At 59.0% G+C, this 17,144-nt stretch carries 15 protein-coding genes and 1 pseudogene; 11 read left to right on the top strand and 5 right to left on the bottom strand.

Annotated features, from left to right (window positions below; translation table 11 throughout):
- Window positions 1-2: 2 nt before the first annotated feature.
- The 4 genes from odhB (at window position 3) to sucD (ending at window position 5,091) form a co-directional block, all read left to right on the top strand.
- Complete coding sequence (gene odhB, locus BLR16_RS17380; RefSeq protein ID WP_072364651.1) at window positions 3-1,226, top strand: 2-oxoglutarate dehydrogenase complex dihydrolipoyllysine-residue succinyltransferase; 1,224 nt, start codon at window positions 3-5, stop codon at window positions 1,224-1,226.
- Between the two features lie 172 nt (window positions 1,227-1,398).
- Window positions 1,399-2,835, top strand: a complete 1,437-nt coding sequence (gene lpdA / locus BLR16_RS17375) for a dihydrolipoyl dehydrogenase (RefSeq protein ID WP_003409846.1) — start codon at window positions 1,399-1,401, stop codon at window positions 2,833-2,835.
- A 208-nt stretch (window positions 2,836-3,043) separates the two neighbouring features.
- Window positions 3,044-4,210 carry an ADP-forming succinate--CoA ligase subunit beta gene (sucC, locus tag BLR16_RS17370; protein ID WP_003316561.1) on the top strand — a complete coding sequence of 389 codons (1,167 nt, stop codon included), beginning with the start codon at window positions 3,044-3,046 and terminating at the stop codon, window positions 4,208-4,210.
- Window positions 4,210-5,091 (top strand): succinate--CoA ligase subunit alpha, encoded by an 882-nt coding sequence (gene sucD, locus BLR16_RS17365; RefSeq protein WP_003316562.1) that lies wholly within the window; start codon window positions 4,210-4,212, stop codon window positions 5,089-5,091. The genes sucC and sucD overlap by 1 nt, the downstream gene beginning before the upstream one ends.
- Before the next feature lie 99 nt (window positions 5,092-5,190).
- On the opposite strand, the pseudogene BLR16_RS28940 reads toward sucD, so the two are convergent.
- Window positions 5,191-5,334: pseudogene (locus tag BLR16_RS28940) on the bottom strand (GNAT family N-acetyltransferase); the annotation flags it as partial.
- 369 nt (window positions 5,335-5,703) lie between these two features.
- On the opposite strand from BLR16_RS28940, the gene brnQ reads away from it, so the two are divergent.
- Window positions 5,704-7,017 carry a branched-chain amino acid transport system II carrier protein gene (brnQ, locus tag BLR16_RS17355; protein WP_074808604.1) on the top strand — a complete coding sequence of 438 codons (1,314 nt, stop codon included), beginning with the start codon at window positions 5,704-5,706 and terminating at the stop codon, window positions 7,015-7,017.
- A gap of 93 nt (window positions 7,018-7,110) precedes the next feature.
- Here brnQ and BLR16_RS17350 read toward each other — a convergent pair whose 3' ends face one another.
- On the bottom strand, window positions 7,111-7,371 hold the full coding sequence (locus BLR16_RS17350) for a hypothetical protein (protein WP_092194440.1): 261 nt from the start codon (window positions 7,369-7,371) through the stop codon (window positions 7,111-7,113).
- A 313-nt stretch (window positions 7,372-7,684) separates the two neighbouring features.
- Here BLR16_RS17350 and htpG point away from each other — a divergent pair, with 313 nt between their 5' ends.
- Together htpG and BLR16_RS17340 are read left to right on the top strand one after the other, a co-directional pair.
- A complete protein-coding gene (gene htpG, locus BLR16_RS17345) occupies window positions 7,685-9,592 on the top strand; it encodes a molecular chaperone HtpG (protein ID WP_003366712.1) in 1,908 nt (635 codons plus the stop codon).
- A 90-nt stretch (window positions 9,593-9,682) separates the two neighbouring features.
- Window positions 9,683-10,411, top strand: coding sequence for a dienelactone hydrolase family protein (locus tag BLR16_RS17340; RefSeq protein ID WP_003366714.1), 729 nt, complete (start codon window positions 9,683-9,685; stop codon window positions 10,409-10,411).
- Window positions 10,412-10,558: 147 nt separating this feature from the next.
- Here BLR16_RS17340 and fabB read toward each other — a convergent pair whose 3' ends face one another.
- The 3 genes from fabB to BLR16_RS17325 form a co-directional block, all read right to left on the bottom strand.
- Complete coding sequence (fabB, locus tag BLR16_RS17335) at window positions 10,559-11,782, bottom strand: beta-ketoacyl-ACP synthase I (protein ID WP_003433104.1); 1,224 nt, start codon at window positions 11,780-11,782, stop codon at window positions 10,559-10,561.
- Between the two features lie 10 nt (window positions 11,783-11,792).
- Window positions 11,793-12,308, bottom strand: a complete 516-nt coding sequence (fabA, locus tag BLR16_RS17330) for a 3-hydroxyacyl-[acyl-carrier-protein] dehydratase FabA (protein ID WP_003316569.1) — start codon at window positions 12,306-12,308, stop codon at window positions 11,793-11,795.
- Window positions 12,309-12,529: 221 nt separating this feature from the next.
- Window positions 12,530-14,467, bottom strand: a complete 1,938-nt coding sequence (locus BLR16_RS17325) for an ATP-binding protein (protein WP_074808601.1) — start codon at window positions 14,465-14,467, stop codon at window positions 12,530-12,532.
- A gap of 283 nt (window positions 14,468-14,750) precedes the next feature.
- Between BLR16_RS17325 and BLR16_RS17320 the strand changes: the two genes are divergently transcribed.
- The 4 genes from BLR16_RS17320 (at window position 14,751) to BLR16_RS17305 (ending at window position 17,103) form a co-directional block, all read left to right on the top strand.
- Window positions 14,751-15,776, top strand: a complete 1,026-nt coding sequence (locus BLR16_RS17320) for an NAD(P)H-dependent glycerol-3-phosphate dehydrogenase (RefSeq protein WP_074808597.1) — start codon at window positions 14,751-14,753, stop codon at window positions 15,774-15,776.
- Window positions 15,777-15,800: 24 nt separating this feature from the next.
- Complete coding sequence (locus BLR16_RS17315; RefSeq protein ID WP_003433099.1) at window positions 15,801-16,145, top strand: DUF4389 domain-containing protein; 345 nt, start codon at window positions 15,801-15,803, stop codon at window positions 16,143-16,145.
- On the top strand, window positions 16,142-16,597 hold the full coding sequence (gene sixA / locus BLR16_RS17310) for a phosphohistidine phosphatase SixA (protein WP_003433097.1): 456 nt from the start codon (window positions 16,142-16,144) through the stop codon (window positions 16,595-16,597). The genes BLR16_RS17315 and sixA overlap by 4 nt, the downstream gene beginning before the upstream one ends.
- A 62-nt stretch (window positions 16,598-16,659) precedes the next feature.
- On the top strand, window positions 16,660-17,103 hold the full coding sequence (locus BLR16_RS17305) for a hotdog fold thioesterase (RefSeq protein WP_003366728.1): 444 nt from the start codon (window positions 16,660-16,662) through the stop codon (window positions 17,101-17,103).
- Window positions 17,104-17,144: the final 41 nt, after the last annotated feature.

The raw sequence follows: 17,144 nt of genomic DNA, 5'->3' as shown, positions 1-17,144 counted from the left end.
TAATGGCTATCGAGATCAAAGCCCCCTCTTTCCCGGAATCCGTTGCCGACGGCACCATTTCCACCTGGCACAAGCAGCCGGGCGATGCGGTAAAACGTGACGAGCTGCTGGTCGACATCGAGACCGATAAGGTCGTTCTCGAAGTACTGGCCGAAGCCGACGGCGTGCTGGTATCGATCGTGAAAGGCGAGGGCAGCACTGTCCTGTCCAACGAAGTGATTGCAACGCTGGACGCTGGTGCTACTGCTTCTGCTGCGCCAGCGGCCGCGCCTGCCTCGGCTCCTGCTGCGGCTCCCGCTGCACCTGCTGGCGCTGGCGAAGAAGACCCGATTGCTGCGCCTGCTGCGCGTCAATTGGCTGAAGAAAACGGCATCAACCTGGCCAGCGTCAAGGGCACCGGTAAAGACGGCCGTATCACCAAGGAAGACGTGGTTGCTGCAGTTGAAGCGAAGAAATCCGCTCCGGCCGCCGCGCCTGCCGCCAAGCCTGCTGCCGCCGCGGCTCCTGTGGTCGCTGCTGGCGATCGCACCGAGAAGCGTGTGCCGATGACCCGCGTGCGTGCAACCGTTGCCAAGCGTCTGGTCGAAGCCCAGTCGAACATGGCGATGCTGACCACTTTCAACGAAGTCGACATGACCGAAGTCATGGCACTGCGCTCGAAGTACAAGGACCTGTTCGAGAAGTCGCACAATGGCGTACGCCTGGGCTTCATGTCGTTCTTCGTCAAGGCTGCCACTGAAGCGCTGAAGCGCTTCCCGGCCGTCAACGCGTCGATCGACGGTTCCGATATCGTTTACCACGGCTATGCTGACGTCGGTGTCGCGGTTTCCAGCGATCGCGGTCTGGTCGTACCGGTTCTGCGTAACGCAGAGCACATGAGCCTGGCTGAAATCGAAGGCGGCATCGCCACCTTCGGCAAGAAAGCCCGTGACGGTAAACTGTCCATCGACGAGATGACCGGCGGTACGTTCACTATCACCAATGGTGGTACTTTCGGTTCGATGATGTCGACGCCGATCGTCAACCCGCCACAGGCTGCAATTCTGGGCATGCACAACATTCTGCAGCGTCCGATGGCGGTCAATGGTCAGGTTGTGATTCGCCCGATGATGTATCTGGCGTTGTCGTATGATCACCGTTTGATCGACGGCAAGGAAGCGGTAACCTTCCTCGTGACCATCAAGAACCTGCTGGAAGATCCGGCTCGTCTGCTGCTGGATATTTGATGACGCAGCCCCGGGCTGCACACGACAGGCTGCGCAACAGCGCAGTCTGTCGCACAGCCCGGGTCTTGCAGATTACATCTAATGAACAGGTTGCAACGCTCGTCTGTAAAGCATCACAGACCTGCCTGCAGCTTGCAGGTTAAAGCTCGCAGCTATAGAGGAATTCTTTTTTATGTCCCAGAAATTCGACGTGGTAGTGATTGGCGCAGGCCCTGGCGGTTATGTTGCCGCCATCAAGGCTGCGCAACTTGGTCTCAAGACTGCCTGCATCGAGAAGTATCAGGACAAGGAGGGCAAACTGGCCCTCGGCGGTACCTGCCTGAACGTGGGTTGCATTCCTTCCAAGGCACTGCTCGACAGCTCCTGGAAATTCTATGAAGCCAAGAACGGCTTCAGCGTGCATGGCATCTCGACCTCTGAACTGAACATCGACGTTCCAGCGATGATCGGCCGCAAGTCGACCATCGTCAAAGGCCTGACCGGCGGCGTTGCCAGCCTGTTCAAAGCCAACGGCGTGACCACGTTGCAGGGCCACGGCAAACTGCTGGCCGGCAAGAAGGTTGAACTGACCGCAGCCGATGGCACTGTCGAAATCATTGAAGCGGATCATGTGATCCTGGCTTCGGGTTCGCGTCCTATCGACATTCCGCCAGCGCCTGTTGACCAGAAAGTCATCGTCGATTCGACTGGTGCTCTTGAATTCCAACAGGTTCCACAGCGTCTGGGCGTGATCGGCGCTGGCGTGATCGGTCTGGAACTGGGTTCTGTCTGGGCTCGCCTGGGTGCCCAGGTTACCGTTCTGGAAGCGCTGGAGAAGTTCATCCCGGCAGCCGACGAAGCGGTTTCCAAGGAAGCGCTGAAAACCTTCAACAAGCAGGGCCTGGACATCAAGCTGGGCGCTCGCGTGACCGGTTCCAAGGTCGAAGGCGAGCAGGTTGTGGTCAGCTACACCGACGCTGCCGGCGAACAGTCGATCACCTTCGACCGTCTGATCGTTGCCGTGGGCCGTCGTCCGGTTACCACTGACCTGCTGGCTTCGGACAGCGGTGTCGATCTGGACGAGCGCGGTTTCATCTACGTTGATGACTACTGCACCACCAGCGTTCCGGGCGTATACGCCATTGGTGACGTGGTTCGCGGCCTGATGCTGGCGCACAAGGCCTCGGAAGAGGGCATCATGGTTGTTGAGCGCATCAAGGGCCACAAGGCCCAGATGAACTACAACCTGATCCCGTCGGTTATCTATACCCACCCGGAAATCGCCTGGGTCGGCAAGACCGAGCAGACGCTCAAGGCCGAGGGCGTTGAAGTCAATGTCGGTACGTTCCCGTTCGCAGCCAGCGGCCGTGCCATGGCAGCCAATGACACCGGCGGTTTCGTCAAGATCATTGCCGACGCCAAGACCGATCGCGTACTGGGTGTTCACGTTATTGGCCCGAGCGCTGCAGAACTGGTACAGCAGGGCGCAATCGCGATGGAATTCGGCAGCAGCGCAGAGGACATCGGCATGATGGTCTTCTCGCACCCGACCCTGTCCGAAGCGCTGCATGAAGCTGCACTGGCTGTGAATGGCGGCGCCATCCATATCCAGAATCGCAAGAAACGCTAAGACAACAAGAGAAACCACGGCGCAGTGCCCGTCGTTGGCCTTGCAAGCAGGGCTTACCGCGGAATCTGCGCCGGACTCGACCTCTCAGGCGGCTTCATGAGTGTCCCACGGCACTTGCGGAGTCCACCCGGAGTAGCGGTCACAGGTGGTGCGGCACGCCGACGTGCAGCACCGAATGCGCAGTACCTAAACGAAGACGGTAATAAGCATGAATCTTCACGAGTATCAGGGTAAGCAGCTGTTCGCTGAGTACGGCCTGCCAGTATCCAAGGGTTACGCGGTAGACACCCCGGAAGCAGCAGCAGAAGCCTGCGACAAGATCGGCGGGACCGAGTGGGTCGTCAAAGCCCAGGTTCACGCAGGTGGTCGCGGTAAAGCGGGCGGCGTAAAGCTGGTTCGCAGCAAGGAAGACGCTGCAGCGTTCGCTCAACAGTGGTTGGGCAAGCGCCTGGTGACTTACCAGACTGACGCCAACGGTCAGCCAGTGACCAAGATCCTGGTCGAGTCCTGCACCGACATCGCCAAAGAGCTGTATCTGGGCGCTGTGGTCGATCGTTCCAGCCGTCGTATCGTGTTCATGGCTTCCACCGAAGGTGGCGTGGACATCGAGAAGATCGCGCACGACACTCCTGAAAAGATTCTCAAGGCCACCATCGATCCACTGGTTGGCGCTCAGCCGTTCCAGGGTCGCGATCTGGCCTTCCAGCTGGGTCTGGAAGGCAAGCAGGTCACTCAGTTCGCCAAGATCTTCACCGGTCTGGCCAAGCTGTTCCAGGACCATGACCTGGCACTGCTGGAAGTGAACCCGCTGGTGATCAAGGCTGACGGCGATCTGCACTGCCTGGACGCCAAGATCAACATCGACGCCAACGCCATGTACCGTCAGCCAAAGCTGAAGGGCTTCCACGATCCTTCGCAGGACGATCCTCGCGAAGCTCACGCCGCCAAGTTCGAACTGAACTACGTTGCGCTGGAAGGCAACATCGGCTGCATGGTCAACGGTGCCGGTCTGGCCATGGGTACCATGGACATCGTCAATCTGCATGGCGGCAAGCCTGCAAACTTCCTTGACGTTGGCGGCGGTGCCACCAAGGAACGCGTTACCGAAGCGTTCAAGATCATTCTGTCCGACGCCAACGTCGCTGCAGTTCTGGTCAACATCTTCGGCGGTATCGTTCGTTGCGACATGATTGCCGAAGGCATCATCGGCGCAGTGAAAGAAGTCGGCGTTAAAATCCCGGTTGTTGTTCGCCTTGAAGGCAACAACGCTGAGCTGGGCGCTAAAGTACTGGCAGAAAGCGGTTTGAACATCATCGCGGCTACCAGCCTGACCGACGCTGCTCAACAAGTTGTCAAAGCCGCGGAGGGCAAGTAATGAGCGTCCTGATCAATAAAGACACCAAGGTTATCTGCCAGGGTTTCACTGGTTCGCAAGGTACCTTCCACTCCGAGCAAGCCATTGCCTACGGCACCAAGATGGTTGGCGGCGTGACACCAGGCAAGGGCGGCACCACGCACCTGAACCTGCCAGTGTTCAACACTGTGAAAGAAGCGGTAGACACCACTGGCGCAACCGCCAGCGTCATCTACGTTCCGGCTCCTTTCTGCAAGGATTCCATCCTTGAAGCAGCGTTCGGCGGCATCAAGCTGATCGTGTGCATCACCGAAGGCATCCCGACCATCGACATGCTGGAAGCCAAGGTCAAGTGCGACGAGCTGGGTGTGGTCCTGATCGGCCCTAACTGCCCAGGCGTCATCACTCCGGGCGAGTGCAAGATCGGTATCATGCCAGGTCATATTCACTTGCCAGGCAAGGTAGGCATCGTGTCGCGCTCCGGCACCCTGACTTACGAAGCTGTGAAGCAGACCACTGACGCCGGTTTCGGCCAGTCCACCTGCGTCGGTATCGGCGGTGACCCGATCCCGGGCTCGAACTTCATCGACATCCTGAAGCTGTTCCAGGAAGACCCGAAGACCGAAGCGATCGTCATGATCGGCGAGATCGGCGGTTCGGCTGAAGAAGAAGCCGCTGCCTACATCAAGGCGCACGTGACCAAGCCGGTTGTTTCCTACATCGCTGGTGTGACTGCTCCTCCGGGCAAGCGCATGGGCCATGCCGGTGCAATCATCTCGGGTGGTAAAGGTACTGCAGACGAGAAGTTCGCTGCACTGCAGGACGCTGGCGTGAAAACCGTGCGCTCCCTGGCAGACATCGGCAAGGCCCTGGCCGAGCTGACCGGTTGGCCGACCAAGTAAGCCTCGCTTGCTTTTCGGGTAATCGACAAAAGCCACCTTCGGGTGGCTTTTGTTTGGGCCGCTGAAAAACGCAGCGGTGCGTCCTTGTGCTGCTTGCGTCTATCGATTGTTATTCATCTGCCATTCCTGACAGGTCAATTCCCATATCTGTTCCTGAGTGGTCCCGCAAACAAACTGTGCTTCCTGAACGGTCACAAGGCGCATGCCTTCGCGCCGCGACAGGCGGCACGACGCTTCATTAAGGGGCGCAGGACCTGGCGTGGCGTATACAGGGTCGGTGGGTATCGCACTCGGATGGGTGATGTCAGGCATGGAAATAAGCTGCCGGGTAAAGAGAGGAGGCCCAATCTATCTGTCAGGAAACGGTTGGTCTGTCAGGCATTTCTCGTTTTACAGCGGCTTTTGCAGCTGCCAGTTCAGGGTGCGTCGTCGGGTGGCTCGCCCTGAGACAGTGCATTTTCGAGCGAAGTTGGCTACCCTGTCCGCCGTTTTTGCGTTGCCCTCACGAGGGGCGTTTCGCAAGGTACTGCCACGTCTTACGCCGACGGGCTGCGTCTGCCCCATTCATGGGTGACGTCCCATCCCTTTTTCGATTCCGTGTGGTCCCTCGTAATGAAAGTGTTGAAAGGCCAGGACATCCTGGCACTCGGTTTTATGACATTTGCCCTGTTCGTCGGGGCTGGCAACATCATCTTTCCCCCTATAGTCGGCCTGCAAGCCGGGCCGCATGTGTGGATGGCGGCGCTGGGCTTTCTGGTCACTGCGGTTGGCTTGCCGGTCATTACCGTGATTGCTCTGGCCAGGGTCGGCGGCGCGATGGATGCCCTGAGCAGTCCGATTGGCAAGATCGCTGGCGGGGCGCTCGCTGCCGTCTGCTATCTGGCGGTCGGTCCGTTGTTCGCCACGCCACGTACCGCCACGGTATCGTTCGAAGTCGGCCTGGCGCCTCTGACCGGCGACACCCCGATGGCATTGTTTCTCTACAGCCTGGTGTATTTTCTGGTGGTGTTCTGGGTTTCGCTGTACCCGGGGCGCTTGCTCGATACCGTCGGACGCTTTCTGGCGCCGCTGAAGATCATTGCGCTGGCGGTTCTGGGCATTGCGGCATTCGCCTTGCCGGCGGGCGGAATAGGGGAGGCGGAGCCCGCGTACGCCGCAGCACCGTTTTCCCAGGGGTTCATCAATGGTTACCTGACCATGGATACGCTGGGGGCGCTGGTCTTCGGTATCGTTATCGTCAATGCGATCCGCTCTCGCGGTGTCGAATCGCCCCGTCTGATCACTCGCTACGCGATCATTGCCGGGCTGATCGCCGGGGTGGGGTTGGCGCTGGTGTATGTCAGTCTGTTTCGCCTTGGTTCCGGCAGCCACGCCGTGGCGGCCGGTGCGAGCAATGGCGCAGCGGTTCTGCATGCCTACGTGCAACACACCTTCGGTTCGCTGGGCAGCGGGTTCCTTGCCGTGCTGATTTCCCTGGCGTGTCTGGTCACTGCAGTAGGCCTTACCTGTGCCTGCGCCGAATACTTTACCAAGGTGCTGCCGCTGTCCTACAGAACGCTGGTGATTATCCTCGCCGTGTTCTCGCTGCTGGTGTCCAATCTCGGGTTGACCAAACTGATCCAGTTTTCGATTCCGGTGCTCACGGCGATTTATCCGCCGTGCATCGTTCTGGTCGCGCTGAGCTTCTGCAAGGAGCTCTGGCGGAGCCAGGGACGCGTAGTGGCACCTGTGATGCTGGTTTCGCTGGTGTTTGGCCTGATCGATGCGCTGAAGGGCGCCGGTTTCGCCGACGCGCTGCCCGATGTTCTGAGCCATCTGCCGCTGGGTGATCAGGGTCTCGCGTGGCTGGTGCCTGCTGTTGTCACGCTGGCGGTCGCGGTGGTGGTCGACAGGGCCATGGGCAAGCGTAGCGAAGCGCTGGCTTGAAGGCCGTGCGTTAGACGATTGCGCAGGAAAAACCGTGTTGCATGAAAAGGCCCGCTATATGCGGGCCTTTTTAGTTCTGCGAGCGTATCAGCCTTACTTGGTGGCTGGTGCTGCTTCTGGCGCCTTGTCGGCGTTTTCATTGGCGCGCTGCTGAGCGGCTTCAGCGTTCTCCTGAGCGGCTTCCTGGCTTTCCTTGGCCGCGTCATTCACTTTTTCCTGAGCCTTTTCCATCGACTCCTGGGACTGCTGAGCTGCCTTGTTGGCATCTTGCTGAGTGTTTTCGGACTTTTTGTCACAGGCGGCAAGGCCCAGGGTGGCAGAAAGCATCAAGGCATAGGCTAAAGATTTACGCATGGGGTGTTTCTCCTTATTAAGTATTCACGAGCCTAAGAGCCTGCCCCCGCGAGTTAAGTTCCACCCGTGACGACAATAATGGGGAGCGCTGTTGCACGGCCGTTACACACTCATGAAACCGGGCCGATCATGAGCCTTTCCGGTGAGCGCCGAGCAAGCCGGTTCGCCTTGTGACCGGTGCACGAAACATGCTCCACGCATCATTGGCTCTTGAAATCCCCGACCCAGCCCCCACCTTGATGACTACCCGCTGTCACACAGGCTGCTGCCTGACCGTGACGGCTTATACCATCCAGATCGGAGTTTGATGATTATGAGTGTGGAAACTCAAAAGGAAACCCTGGGCTTCCAGACCGAGGTAAAGCAACTGCTGCACCTCATGATCCATTCGCTGTATTCCAACAAGGAAATTTTCCTTCGCGAATTGATCTCGAACGCGTCTGACGCGGTCGACAAATTGCGTTTTGAAGCGTTGTCCACGCCCGAGTTGCTGGAAGGCGGCGCGGAGCTGAAAATTCGTGTGAGCTTCGACAAGGACGCGAAGACCGTTACGCTTGAAGACAACGGCATCGGTATGAGCCGTGAAGACGTGATCACCCACCTGGGCACGATCGCCAAGTCCGGCACCGCTGATTTCATGAAAAACCTGTCGGGCGACCAGAAGAAGGACTCACACCTGATCGGTCAGTTCGGCGTGGGCTTCTACTCGGCGTTCATCGTAGCCGATCAGGTCGAAGTGTTCAGCCGCCGTGCCGGCACGCCAGCGAGCGAAGGCGTGCACTGGTCCTCCAAGGGCGAAGGCGAGTTCGAAGTTGCCACCGTCGACAAGGCTGATCGTGGCACCCGCATTGTTCTGCACCTGAAAAACGGTGAAGAGGAATTCGCTGACGGCTACCGCCTGCGTAACATCATCAAGAAATACTCCGACCATATCGCCTTGCCGATCGAACTGCCCAAAGAGCAGGCTCCGGCAGCCGAAGGCGAGGAGGCGCCGGCGCTGGAGTGGGAAACCGTCAACCGCGCCAGCGCACTCTGGACCCGTCCGCGCACCGAGGTGAAGGACGAGGAGTATCAGGAGTTCTACAAGCATGTCGCGCACGACTACGAGAACCCGCTGAGCTGGAGCCATAACAAAGTCGAAGGCAAGCTGGAATACACCTCGCTGCTGTACGTGCCTGCGCGTGCGCCGTTCGATCTGTATCAGCGTGAAGCCCCGCGTGGCCTCAAGCTTTACGTCCAGCGCGTGTTCGTGATGGATCAGGCAGAGTCGTTCCTGCCGCTGTACATGCGCTTCGTCAAGGGCGTGGTCGACTCCAATGACCTGTCGCTGAACGTTTCCCGCGAAATCCTGCAGAAAGACCCTATCATCGACTCGATGAAGTCGGCGTTGACCAAGCGCGTGCTGGACATGCTGGAGAAGCTGGCGAAAAACGAGCCCGAGAAGTACAAGGGTTTCTGGAAAAACTTTGGTCAGGTCCTCAAGGAAGGTCCTGCAGAAGACTTCGCCAACAAGGAAAAAATTGCTGGTCTGCTGCGTTTCGCATCGACGTCCGACGACAGCGGCGAACAGAGCGTTTCTCTGGCCGAGTACCTGGCGCGTGCCAAGGAAGGTCAGGACAAGATTTACTACCTCACTGGCGAATCCTACGCACAGGTCAAGAACAGCCCGCACCTTGAGGTCTTCCGCAAGAAGGGCATCGAAGTGCTGCTGCTCACCGATCGTATCGACGAGTGGCTGATGAGCTACCTGAGCGACTTCGATGGCAAGGGCTTTGTGGATGTGGCGCGTGGTGACCTGGATCTGGGCAATCTTGACTCCGAAGAGGACAAGAAGGCTCAGGAAGAGATCGCCAAGGACAAGGAAGGTCTGATCGAGCGCCTGAAAGCCGCGCTGGGTGAGTCGGTGAGCGAAGTGCGGGTTTCCCATCGTCTGACCGATTCGCCTGCGATTCTGGCCATTGGCGAGCAGGATATGGGGCTGCAAATGCGTCAGATTCTGGAGGCCAGCGGGCAGAAGGTGCCAGACTCCAAGCCTATCTTCGAATTCAACCCGGCTCACCCGTTGATCGGCAAGCTTGATGCCGAACAGAGCGAAGACCGCTTCGGCGATCTGTCGCACATCCTGTTCGATCAGGCCGCGCTGGCCGCCGGTGACAGCCTCAAGGATCCGGCCGCTTACGTGCGCCGTCTGAACAAGTTGCTGGTAGAACTGTCGGTTTGATAGCCGGTTGACAAGAAACCCGCCTCGGCGGGTTTTTTGTTTCAGTTCCCGCGACACGTCTTTCATCTCTCCAACGATCAGGAGTCAGTAATGAGCAGCAATATCGAAATTCGTTCTGTGGTCTATCAGATTGATGGTCAGCCCTATGAAAGCCGTCTGGTGTACGACACCCATGCTACTGCTGCACAGCCAGGTCTGTTGATGGCGCCCAACTGGATGGGCGTCAGCAAGGGCGCCGAAGACATCGCCAAAGCGGTAGCAGCCGAGGGCTATGTCGTGTTGCTGGCTGACCTGTATGGTCAGCAGATTCGCCCCGGTAACAATGACGAGGCGGGCGCTGCCATGACGCCGCTCAAGAACGATCGCAGCCTGCTGCGCAAGCGTATGCAGGCAGGACTCGACCAGTTGTTGAGCCAGGGGGATGTGGCTCTGGACTCAAGCAGAATCGCAACCTTCGGCTTCTGCTTCGGCGGCTGCTGCTCTCTGGAGCTTGCGCGTACCGGTGCTGAACTGAAAGCCGCGATTTCCTTCCACGGCACGCTGGATACGCCTAACCCGGCTGACGCCAAAAACATCAAGGGCTCGGTGCTGGTCCTGCACGGTGCTTCTGACCCGTTGGTGCCGAAAGAGCAACTGCCGGCTTTCGAAGACGAGATGAATGCCGCTGGCGTGGACTGGCAACTGTACAGCTACGGTGGTGCATTCCACTCCTTCACAGATCCGCACGCCAACGTGCCGGGCATGATGATGTACGACGCCAAAGTGTCGAACCGCGCGTTCAAGTCGATGCATGATTTGCTGAAAGAAGTGTTCGGCTGAATGAATACCTATCGCGCTTAGGGCGTGCCGGAGAACACTATCGTGCCCATGCTCCGCGTGGGCATACCGGAGAACACCAGCCACTTTTCCCCATTCACAAAAAAGGCGCCTCGAAAGGCGCCTTCTTTGTTTGTCGCAAAAGCGGTATTACTTGCCCGCCCAGCGCTTCAAGACCAGCGTGGCGTTGGTGCCGCCGAAGCCGAAGCTGTTGCTCATGACCAGATCGATCTTCGCATCTTCCTTAGTCTTGAGCAGGATAGGCATGTCGGCAACCACCGGGTCCAGTTCGTCGATGTTGGCCGAACCTGCGATGAAGTTGTTTTCCATCATCAACAGGCAGTAGATCGCTTCGTGGACACCTGCGGCGCCCAGCGAGTGGCCCGACAGGCTCTTGGTGGAGCTGATCGCCGGAGCGTTGGCGCCGAATACTTCGCGCACGCCTTCCATCTCCTTGGCGTCGCCGACCGGAGTCGAGGTGCCGTGGGTGTTGATGTAGTCAATGGCACCCGAATCGATGTCGCCCAGCGCCATCTTCATGCAACGAATGGCGCCTTCACCGCTTGGTGCGACCATGTCGTAGCCATCGGAGGTCGCGCCGTAGCCGACGATCTCTGCGTAGATCTTCGCGCCACGCGCCAGAGCGTGTTCGAGTTCTTCGACAACGACCATGCCGCCGCCACCGGCAATGACGAAACCGTCACGCTTGGCGTCGTAGGCACGCGAGGCTTTTTCCGGCGTTTCGTTGTACTGGGTGGACAGTGCACCCATCGCGTCGAACAGGAACGACTGGCTCCAGTGCTCTTCTTCGCCGCCACCGGCAAAGACGATGTCCTGCTTGCCCAGCTGGATCTGCTCGACAGCGTTGCCGATGCAGTGTGCGCTGGTGGCGCAGGCGGACGAGATGGAGTAGTTCACACCCTTGATCTTGAACGGCGTGGCCAGGCAGGCCGAAACGGTGCTGCCCATGGTCCGCGTGACGCGGTACGGGCCGACGCGCTTGACGCCTTTCTCGCGCAGGGTGTCCAGCGCTTCCATCTGGTTCAGGGTCGAGGCGCCGCCGCTGCCGGCGATCAAACCGGTACGCACGTTGGAAACCTGCTCGTCGGTCAGGCCCGAATCGGTGATGGCGTCTTTCATCGCCAGGTAGGCATAGGCTGCCGCATGGCCGACGAAACGGAAGATCTTGCGATCGATCAGCTCTTCCAGGTTCAGGTCGATGGAGCCGGAAACCTGGCTGCGCAGACCCATTTCGGCATATTCCGGGTTGAAGCGGATGCCAGGGCGGTTAGCACGCAGGTTAGCGGTGACGGTGTCTTTGTCATTGCCCAAGCAGGAAACAATACCCAGACCAGTGATAACGACGCGGCGCATGCGAGTACCCTTAGAAATTTTCAGTGGAAGTGAACACGCCGACCCGGAGGCCTTCGGCGGTATAGATTTCGCGACCGTCGACACTGACCGAACCGTCGGCGATGGCCAGGTTCAGTTTGCCCTTCAGGACGCGCTTGATGTGGATGTTGTAAGTGACCTTCTTGGCGGTAGGCAGCACCTGACCGAAAAACTTCACTTCGCCTGAACCCAGGGCACGACCACGGCCGGGGTTGCCCTGCCAGCCAAGATAGAAACCGACCAACTGCCACATGGCGTCGAGGCCCAGGCATCCAGGCATGACCGGATCACCTTCGAAGTGGCAGGCAAAGAACCACAGGTCCGGATTGATATCCAGTTCGGCGACCAACTCACCCTTGCCGAACTTGCCGCCCTCATCACTGATGTGCGTGATGCGATCAACCATCAGCATGTTGGGGGCGGGCAGTTGCGCATTACCTGGGCCGAACAGCTCGCCACGACTGCAGCGCAGCAGGTCTTCCCGGGTAAAGGCGTGTTGTTTGGTCATGCGAGCTCCTCAATAATCTTGTGCGGCAGGTTGTGGCGCCACTGGCCCGAACGCCAGTTCTGGCGTGTTATTTTCGCCAGGACCCTGTCCGGCAGCCTACTCATAGACTGTTGCGTTGTAATGAAAGTCACAGCGCAGGTGAAATCAAGGTACACCTGTACACTGAATTTTGTCATTCAGCCGATTTTGCTGGCCGATCTGGATGCCAAGACTGCCGCAATTTAACATTTATCGCCAGTCACAGGTGCTTCAAAGGACAGCCAGCGCTGTAAAACCTGCTGTAAATCAGCATGTTTGAAGGGTTTGGGCAGGTAATCATCCATTCCTGCCTGCAAGCAGGCGTCCCGATCACCCTGTAACGCGTTGGCCGTCAGGGCAATGATTGGGATTCGCTCCAGCCCGGAAAGTTGCCTGATTCGACGGGTGGCCTCATAGCCATCCATGACCGGCAGTCGGCAATCCATGAGAATCAGCGCGTGGTTGCCTGCGCTTGCCTTCGCCACCGCTTCGGCACCGTCGACAGCGATGTCGACCTCGCACCCCAGATTACGCAACATGGCCTGCACCACCGTGCGGTTCACAGGGTTGTCTTCGACCAGCAGAATGCTGCGCTCCCGGCCATGAGCATCGAGTATCGACAGTGGCTTGGCAATATCCACCGAAGCGTCGCGCGAGACGGGCAGGGGGATCTGCAGTGTGAACAGCGAGCCCGAACCTTCCGCGCTTTCGGCGTGCAAGGTGCCGCCCATGCGTTCGGCCAGGGTCCGCGCAATCGGCAGCCCCAGCCCCGTGCCGCCGTAACGTCTGGAAATCGAGCTGTCGGCCTGCTTGAACGCATCGAACATCGATTCCAGTCGCTCGGCGTCGATACCGATGCCGCTGTCCTGAACCGCGCAGGTAAAGTGCAGCCGCTCATCGTCGAGCATTGCCCACCTGGCGTCGACGCAGACCTTGCCTTGCTCGGTGAATTTAAGCGCGTTGCCGATCAGGTTCACCAGAATCTGGCGAATGCGTGTCGGGTCGCCTATGACGTTTATCGCCTCAAGACCTGGCTGAATGTGCCGTTCCAACAGCAGCTTGCGTTGCGCGGCACTGTGGTTGAAGGCGTGGGTCGAGGCGCTGACCAGTTCAGCCAGGTTGAACGGTATGCCTTCCATTTGCAGGGCATCGCGCTCGATGCGGGAAAAATCGAGGATGTCGTTGATGACCCGCAGCAGATGCTCGGTGGATTCGGTCGCCAGCGTTGCGTACTCGCTCTGCTCGTGGGTCATCTGCGTGGTTTCGAGCAACTGCAGCATGCCCAGTACACCGTTCATGGGCGTACGCAGTTCGTGACTCATCATGGCCAGAAAATCCGATTTGGCGCGGTTGGCCTGTTCGGCTTCTTCCCGGGTCTGGATCAGTTGTGCCACCGAGCGTTGCTGCTCGAGGCTGGCACGGTGCAGGTTCTCCGCCAGGTTGTTGATGTGCCGCGCCAGCGCACCCAGCTCGGCATCATCGCTGACCGGCATGGGCGTGTGGTAATCGCCCTGTTGAATCGCCTTGAGGGCTTCGCCCATAGCGCTGATGGGTCTGGACAGGCTCAAGGCCAGGCTGCGCGCCAGCAGAAAGGCGAACAGCAAGGCCACCATCGCCAGGACGCCAGCCTTGAGCAGGATCTCTTGCTGACGTCGGCTGAATGCTTCGCTGGACATACCTACCAGCACCCGGCCCAGATAACTCTGTGAAGCGCCCTGCGCGGGTTGGCTTTTCCCTGCGGCGGGGATGCCTGGATTGCCATGAATGGTGGTGCGCTGCGGCTGAACGGGGGCCAGAAACACTTCCATCTGCCGGGTCTGCTGCTCGTTTTCGCGCGGCTGGTCTATGTAGATTACGGCGGTGTTGGAGCTGTCCTGAATTTCCACATAGCGAACGCTGGGCATGGACAAGGTGGCGCGCATCAACGCCTTGAGCCCTTCGATATCGCCCGAGGTCACGCCTGGCTCGACCGCAGTCGCCAGCTGATTGGCGATCAGTTGCCCGGTGTGATTGAGCTCCTGACGCAGGTCCTGAATACGTACGAACGTAAAAAAGCTGATCAACAGAGCTGTCAGCAACAGGGCAGGGCCAAGGCTGATGATCTGTGTGCGGGTATTGATGTCCCAATGCCGAAACTTCATCGACTGTGGGCCTCGCGCGCAACGCACTGCGGAGGTGGTTCGATTGATGCGTCCATGCCTGTTCGCCCGGTGGTCGCGAATCGCTCCGGCTGCACAAGGCAGGGCCGATTCGTGATGATTCATGCTGTGCGCGCATGTTAACCGAGATGGCGCGTGTTTCCAGCGAACTTGTTGATGGATGCCATCCTGCGTGCATAACAGATCAGCTTTGTCGCTGGCTGATAACGTGTTGCTCCGTATAATGACGGCATCGCCACTTGAATGGCTCTGGATGGATAGTTTTATGACCACACAGCAACCCGTCGCGGTGCTTGGCGGTGGCAGCTTCGGTACGGCCATTGCCAATCTGCTGGCCGAGAACGGCCATCAGGTTCGTCAGTGGATGCGCGATCCGGAGCAGGCTGAGGCCATTCGCGTCAATCGTGAAAACCCCCGTTACCTCAAGGGTATCAAGATTCGTCCTGAAGTCGAGCCGGTCACCGACCTGACGACTGTGCTCGACGCCAGCGAACTGATCTTCGTCGCCTTGCCATCGAGTGCCCTGCGCTCGGTGCTGTCGCCTCACGTCGAGCGCCTCAATGGCAAGATGCTGGTGAGCCTGACCAAGGGAATTGAAGCGCATAGCTTCAAGCTGATGAGTCAGATCCTCGAAGAGATCGTCCCGCAGGCGCGTATCGGCGTGTTGTCCGGGCCCAACCTGGCGCGGGAAATCGCGGAGCATGCGTTGACTGCAACAGTGGTTGCCAGTGAAGACGAAGCGCTGTGTCAGGCGGTTCAGGCTGCATTGCACGGGCGCACCTTTCGCGTCTATGCCAGCAATGACCGCTTTGGTGTCGAGCTGGGCGGGGCACTGAAGAACGTCTACGCGATTATTGCCGGGATGGCGGTGGCGCTGGACATGGGCGAAAACACCAAGAGCATGCTGATCACCCGGGCGCTGGCGGAAATGACCCGTTTTGCGGTCAGCCAGGGCGCCAACCCGATGACCTTTCTCGGCCTGGCTGGGGTGGGCGATCTCATCGTCACCTGCTCCTCGCCGAAAAGCCGCAACTATCAGGTCGGCTTTGCGCTGGGCCAGGGGTTGACGCTGGATGAAGCGGTCACCCGCCTGGGCGAGGTGGCCGAGGGCGTGAACACCCTCAAGGTGCTCAAGGTCAAGGCGCAGGAAGTGCAGGTCTACATGCCGTTGGTCGCCGGGCTGCATGCGATTCTTTTTGAAGGCCGTACGCTCAGCCAGGTCATCGAGGCACTGATGCGGGCCGAGCCCAAGACGGACGTCGATTTCATTTCGATTACCGGCTTTAATTGAATTCAGTCTGATCAGGAGAAGGTCTTGAACGAATCGAAAATCCAGCACAACGAATCGATCCTGCTGCGCATTCTGTGGATGCTGCTGTTTCTGGGTGTATGGCACGTCGCGCAAATCATTCTGGCGGGCGTGGTGCTGGTGCAATTGGTCTATCGCCTGATTTACGGCGCGCCGAATGGCGGCCTGATGAACTTCGGCGACAGCATCAGCCAGTACCTGGCGCAGATCGGTCGTTTCGGCACCTTTCACAGCGACCACAAACCCTGGCCTTTCGGAGACTGGCCAGCGCCGCGCGCGCCCGAAGGCGAGGCGGCCCATCATGTCCCGTCAGCGGCCCAGCCGGTGCGCGATGAGGAGCCAAGGCCATGAAGGTTTGGGTACTGCGTCATGGCGAAGCGCAGTCGCGGGCGCGCAGTGATGCCGAACGCGAGTTGACTGCACACGGACGTGAGGAAGTGCTGAAAAGTGCGCTGCACCTGACAGACAAGCCCGTGCAACGGATCATCGCAAGTCCCTACGTGCGAGCACAACAGACTGCCGAGCTGGTGCGTCAGTCGTTGGCATTCGATGACTCGATCGTCACCGCGCTCTGGCTTACACCCGACAGCAGCCCGCGTGAGGTGCTGGCGCAACTGGACAAGCTGGGTGTCGACGAAGTGCTGCTGGTCAGCCATCAGCCTCTGGTGGGCGAACTGATCGGGGTACTGGCGCACGGCAGCCCGCAGCAGGCCGAGCCGATGAGCACGGCCAGTCTTGCCGAGTTGGAAGGCGAGTTCTTAGTGGCAGGCGGGATGCGCCTCAACAGCGTCAGGCACGTCTGAACGGTCTGTGCGAGCAATGAATGACCGCCGCGAATGCGGCTCTTCCGGAAAAAGGATTTAGCATGAGCATATGGCGTCAGGCTCCCGATATCGAAGCCCTCATGGCGGCTCAAAAGAACACCATTGGCGAGGTGCTGGACATTCGCTTCGAGTCTTTCACCGATGATTCCCTTACGGCCAGCATGGTGGTCGATCAACGTACCCACCAGCCTTTCGGACTGCTGCACGGCGGCGCATCCGTGGTCCTGGCCGAGTCGCTGGGATCGATGGCCAGTTATCTGATAGTCGACCCGAGCAAGTACTTTTGCGTCGGGCTGGAGGTCAACGCCAACCATTTGCGCGGTGTGCGTGCCGGCCGTGTCACCGGTGTGGTCAGGCCCGTGCATATAGGCCGGACCACGCATGTGTGGGACATCCGTATCAGCAACGACGAAGGCAAGCCAAGCTGCATTTCGCGCTTGACGGTGGCCGTTGTACCGCATGGCAAAGAGCCTCCAGTCAATTGAGTGTTTTCAGCTATTACGGACGCATTCTCAGGTCCGGTTTG

This window comes from Pseudomonas sp. BS3767 (assembly GCF_900099665.1).
In the GTDB taxonomy this organism is placed as follows: domain Bacteria; phylum Pseudomonadota; class Gammaproteobacteria; order Pseudomonadales; family Pseudomonadaceae; genus Aquipseudomonas; species Aquipseudomonas cerasi.
The sequence above is the reverse complement of the archived record's forward strand: the minus strand, read 5'-3'. Positions and strand labels throughout refer to the sequence as shown.

What these genes read in the sequence shown, in the direction of transcription:
- BLR16_RS17305 (WP_003366728.1), top strand. Translation starts at nt 16,660, where the DNA reads ATGAGCATATGGCGTCAGGCTCCCGATATCGAAGCCCTCATGGCGGCT.
- sucD (WP_003316562.1), top strand. Translation starts at nt 4,210, where the DNA reads ATGAGCGTCCTGATCAATAAAGACACCAAGGTTATCTGCCAGGGTTTC.
- brnQ (WP_074808604.1), top strand. Translation starts at nt 5,704, where the DNA reads ATGAAAGTGTTGAAAGGCCAGGACATCCTGGCACTCGGTTTTATGACA.
- BLR16_RS17340 (WP_003366714.1), top strand. Translation starts at nt 9,683, where the DNA reads ATGAGCAGCAATATCGAAATTCGTTCTGTGGTCTATCAGATTGATGGT.
- fabA (WP_003316569.1), bottom strand. Translation starts at nt 12,308, where the DNA reads ATGACCAAACAACACGCCTTTACCCGGGAAGACCTGCTGCGCTGCAGT.
- sucC (WP_003316561.1), top strand. Translation starts at nt 3,044, where the DNA reads ATGAATCTTCACGAGTATCAGGGTAAGCAGCTGTTCGCTGAGTACGGC.
- lpdA (WP_003409846.1), top strand. Translation starts at nt 1,399, where the DNA reads ATGTCCCAGAAATTCGACGTGGTAGTGATTGGCGCAGGCCCTGGCGGT.
- sixA (WP_003433097.1), top strand. Translation starts at nt 16,142, where the DNA reads ATGAAGGTTTGGGTACTGCGTCATGGCGAAGCGCAGTCGCGGGCGCGC.
- BLR16_RS17325 (WP_074808601.1), bottom strand. Translation starts at nt 14,467, where the DNA reads ATGAAGTTTCGGCATTGGGACATCAATACCCGCACACAGATCATCAGC.
- odhB (WP_072364651.1), top strand. Translation starts at nt 3, where the DNA reads ATGGCTATCGAGATCAAAGCCCCCTCTTTCCCGGAATCCGTTGCCGAC.
- BLR16_RS17320 (WP_074808597.1), top strand. Translation starts at nt 14,751, where the DNA reads ATGACCACACAGCAACCCGTCGCGGTGCTTGGCGGTGGCAGCTTCGGT.
- fabB (WP_003433104.1), bottom strand. Translation starts at nt 11,782, where the DNA reads ATGCGCCGCGTCGTTATCACTGGTCTGGGTATTGTTTCCTGCTTGGGC.
- htpG (WP_003366712.1), top strand. Translation starts at nt 7,685, where the DNA reads ATGAGTGTGGAAACTCAAAAGGAAACCCTGGGCTTCCAGACCGAGGTA.
- BLR16_RS17350 (WP_092194440.1), bottom strand. Translation starts at nt 7,371, where the DNA reads ATGCGTAAATCTTTAGCCTATGCCTTGATGCTTTCTGCCACCCTGGGC.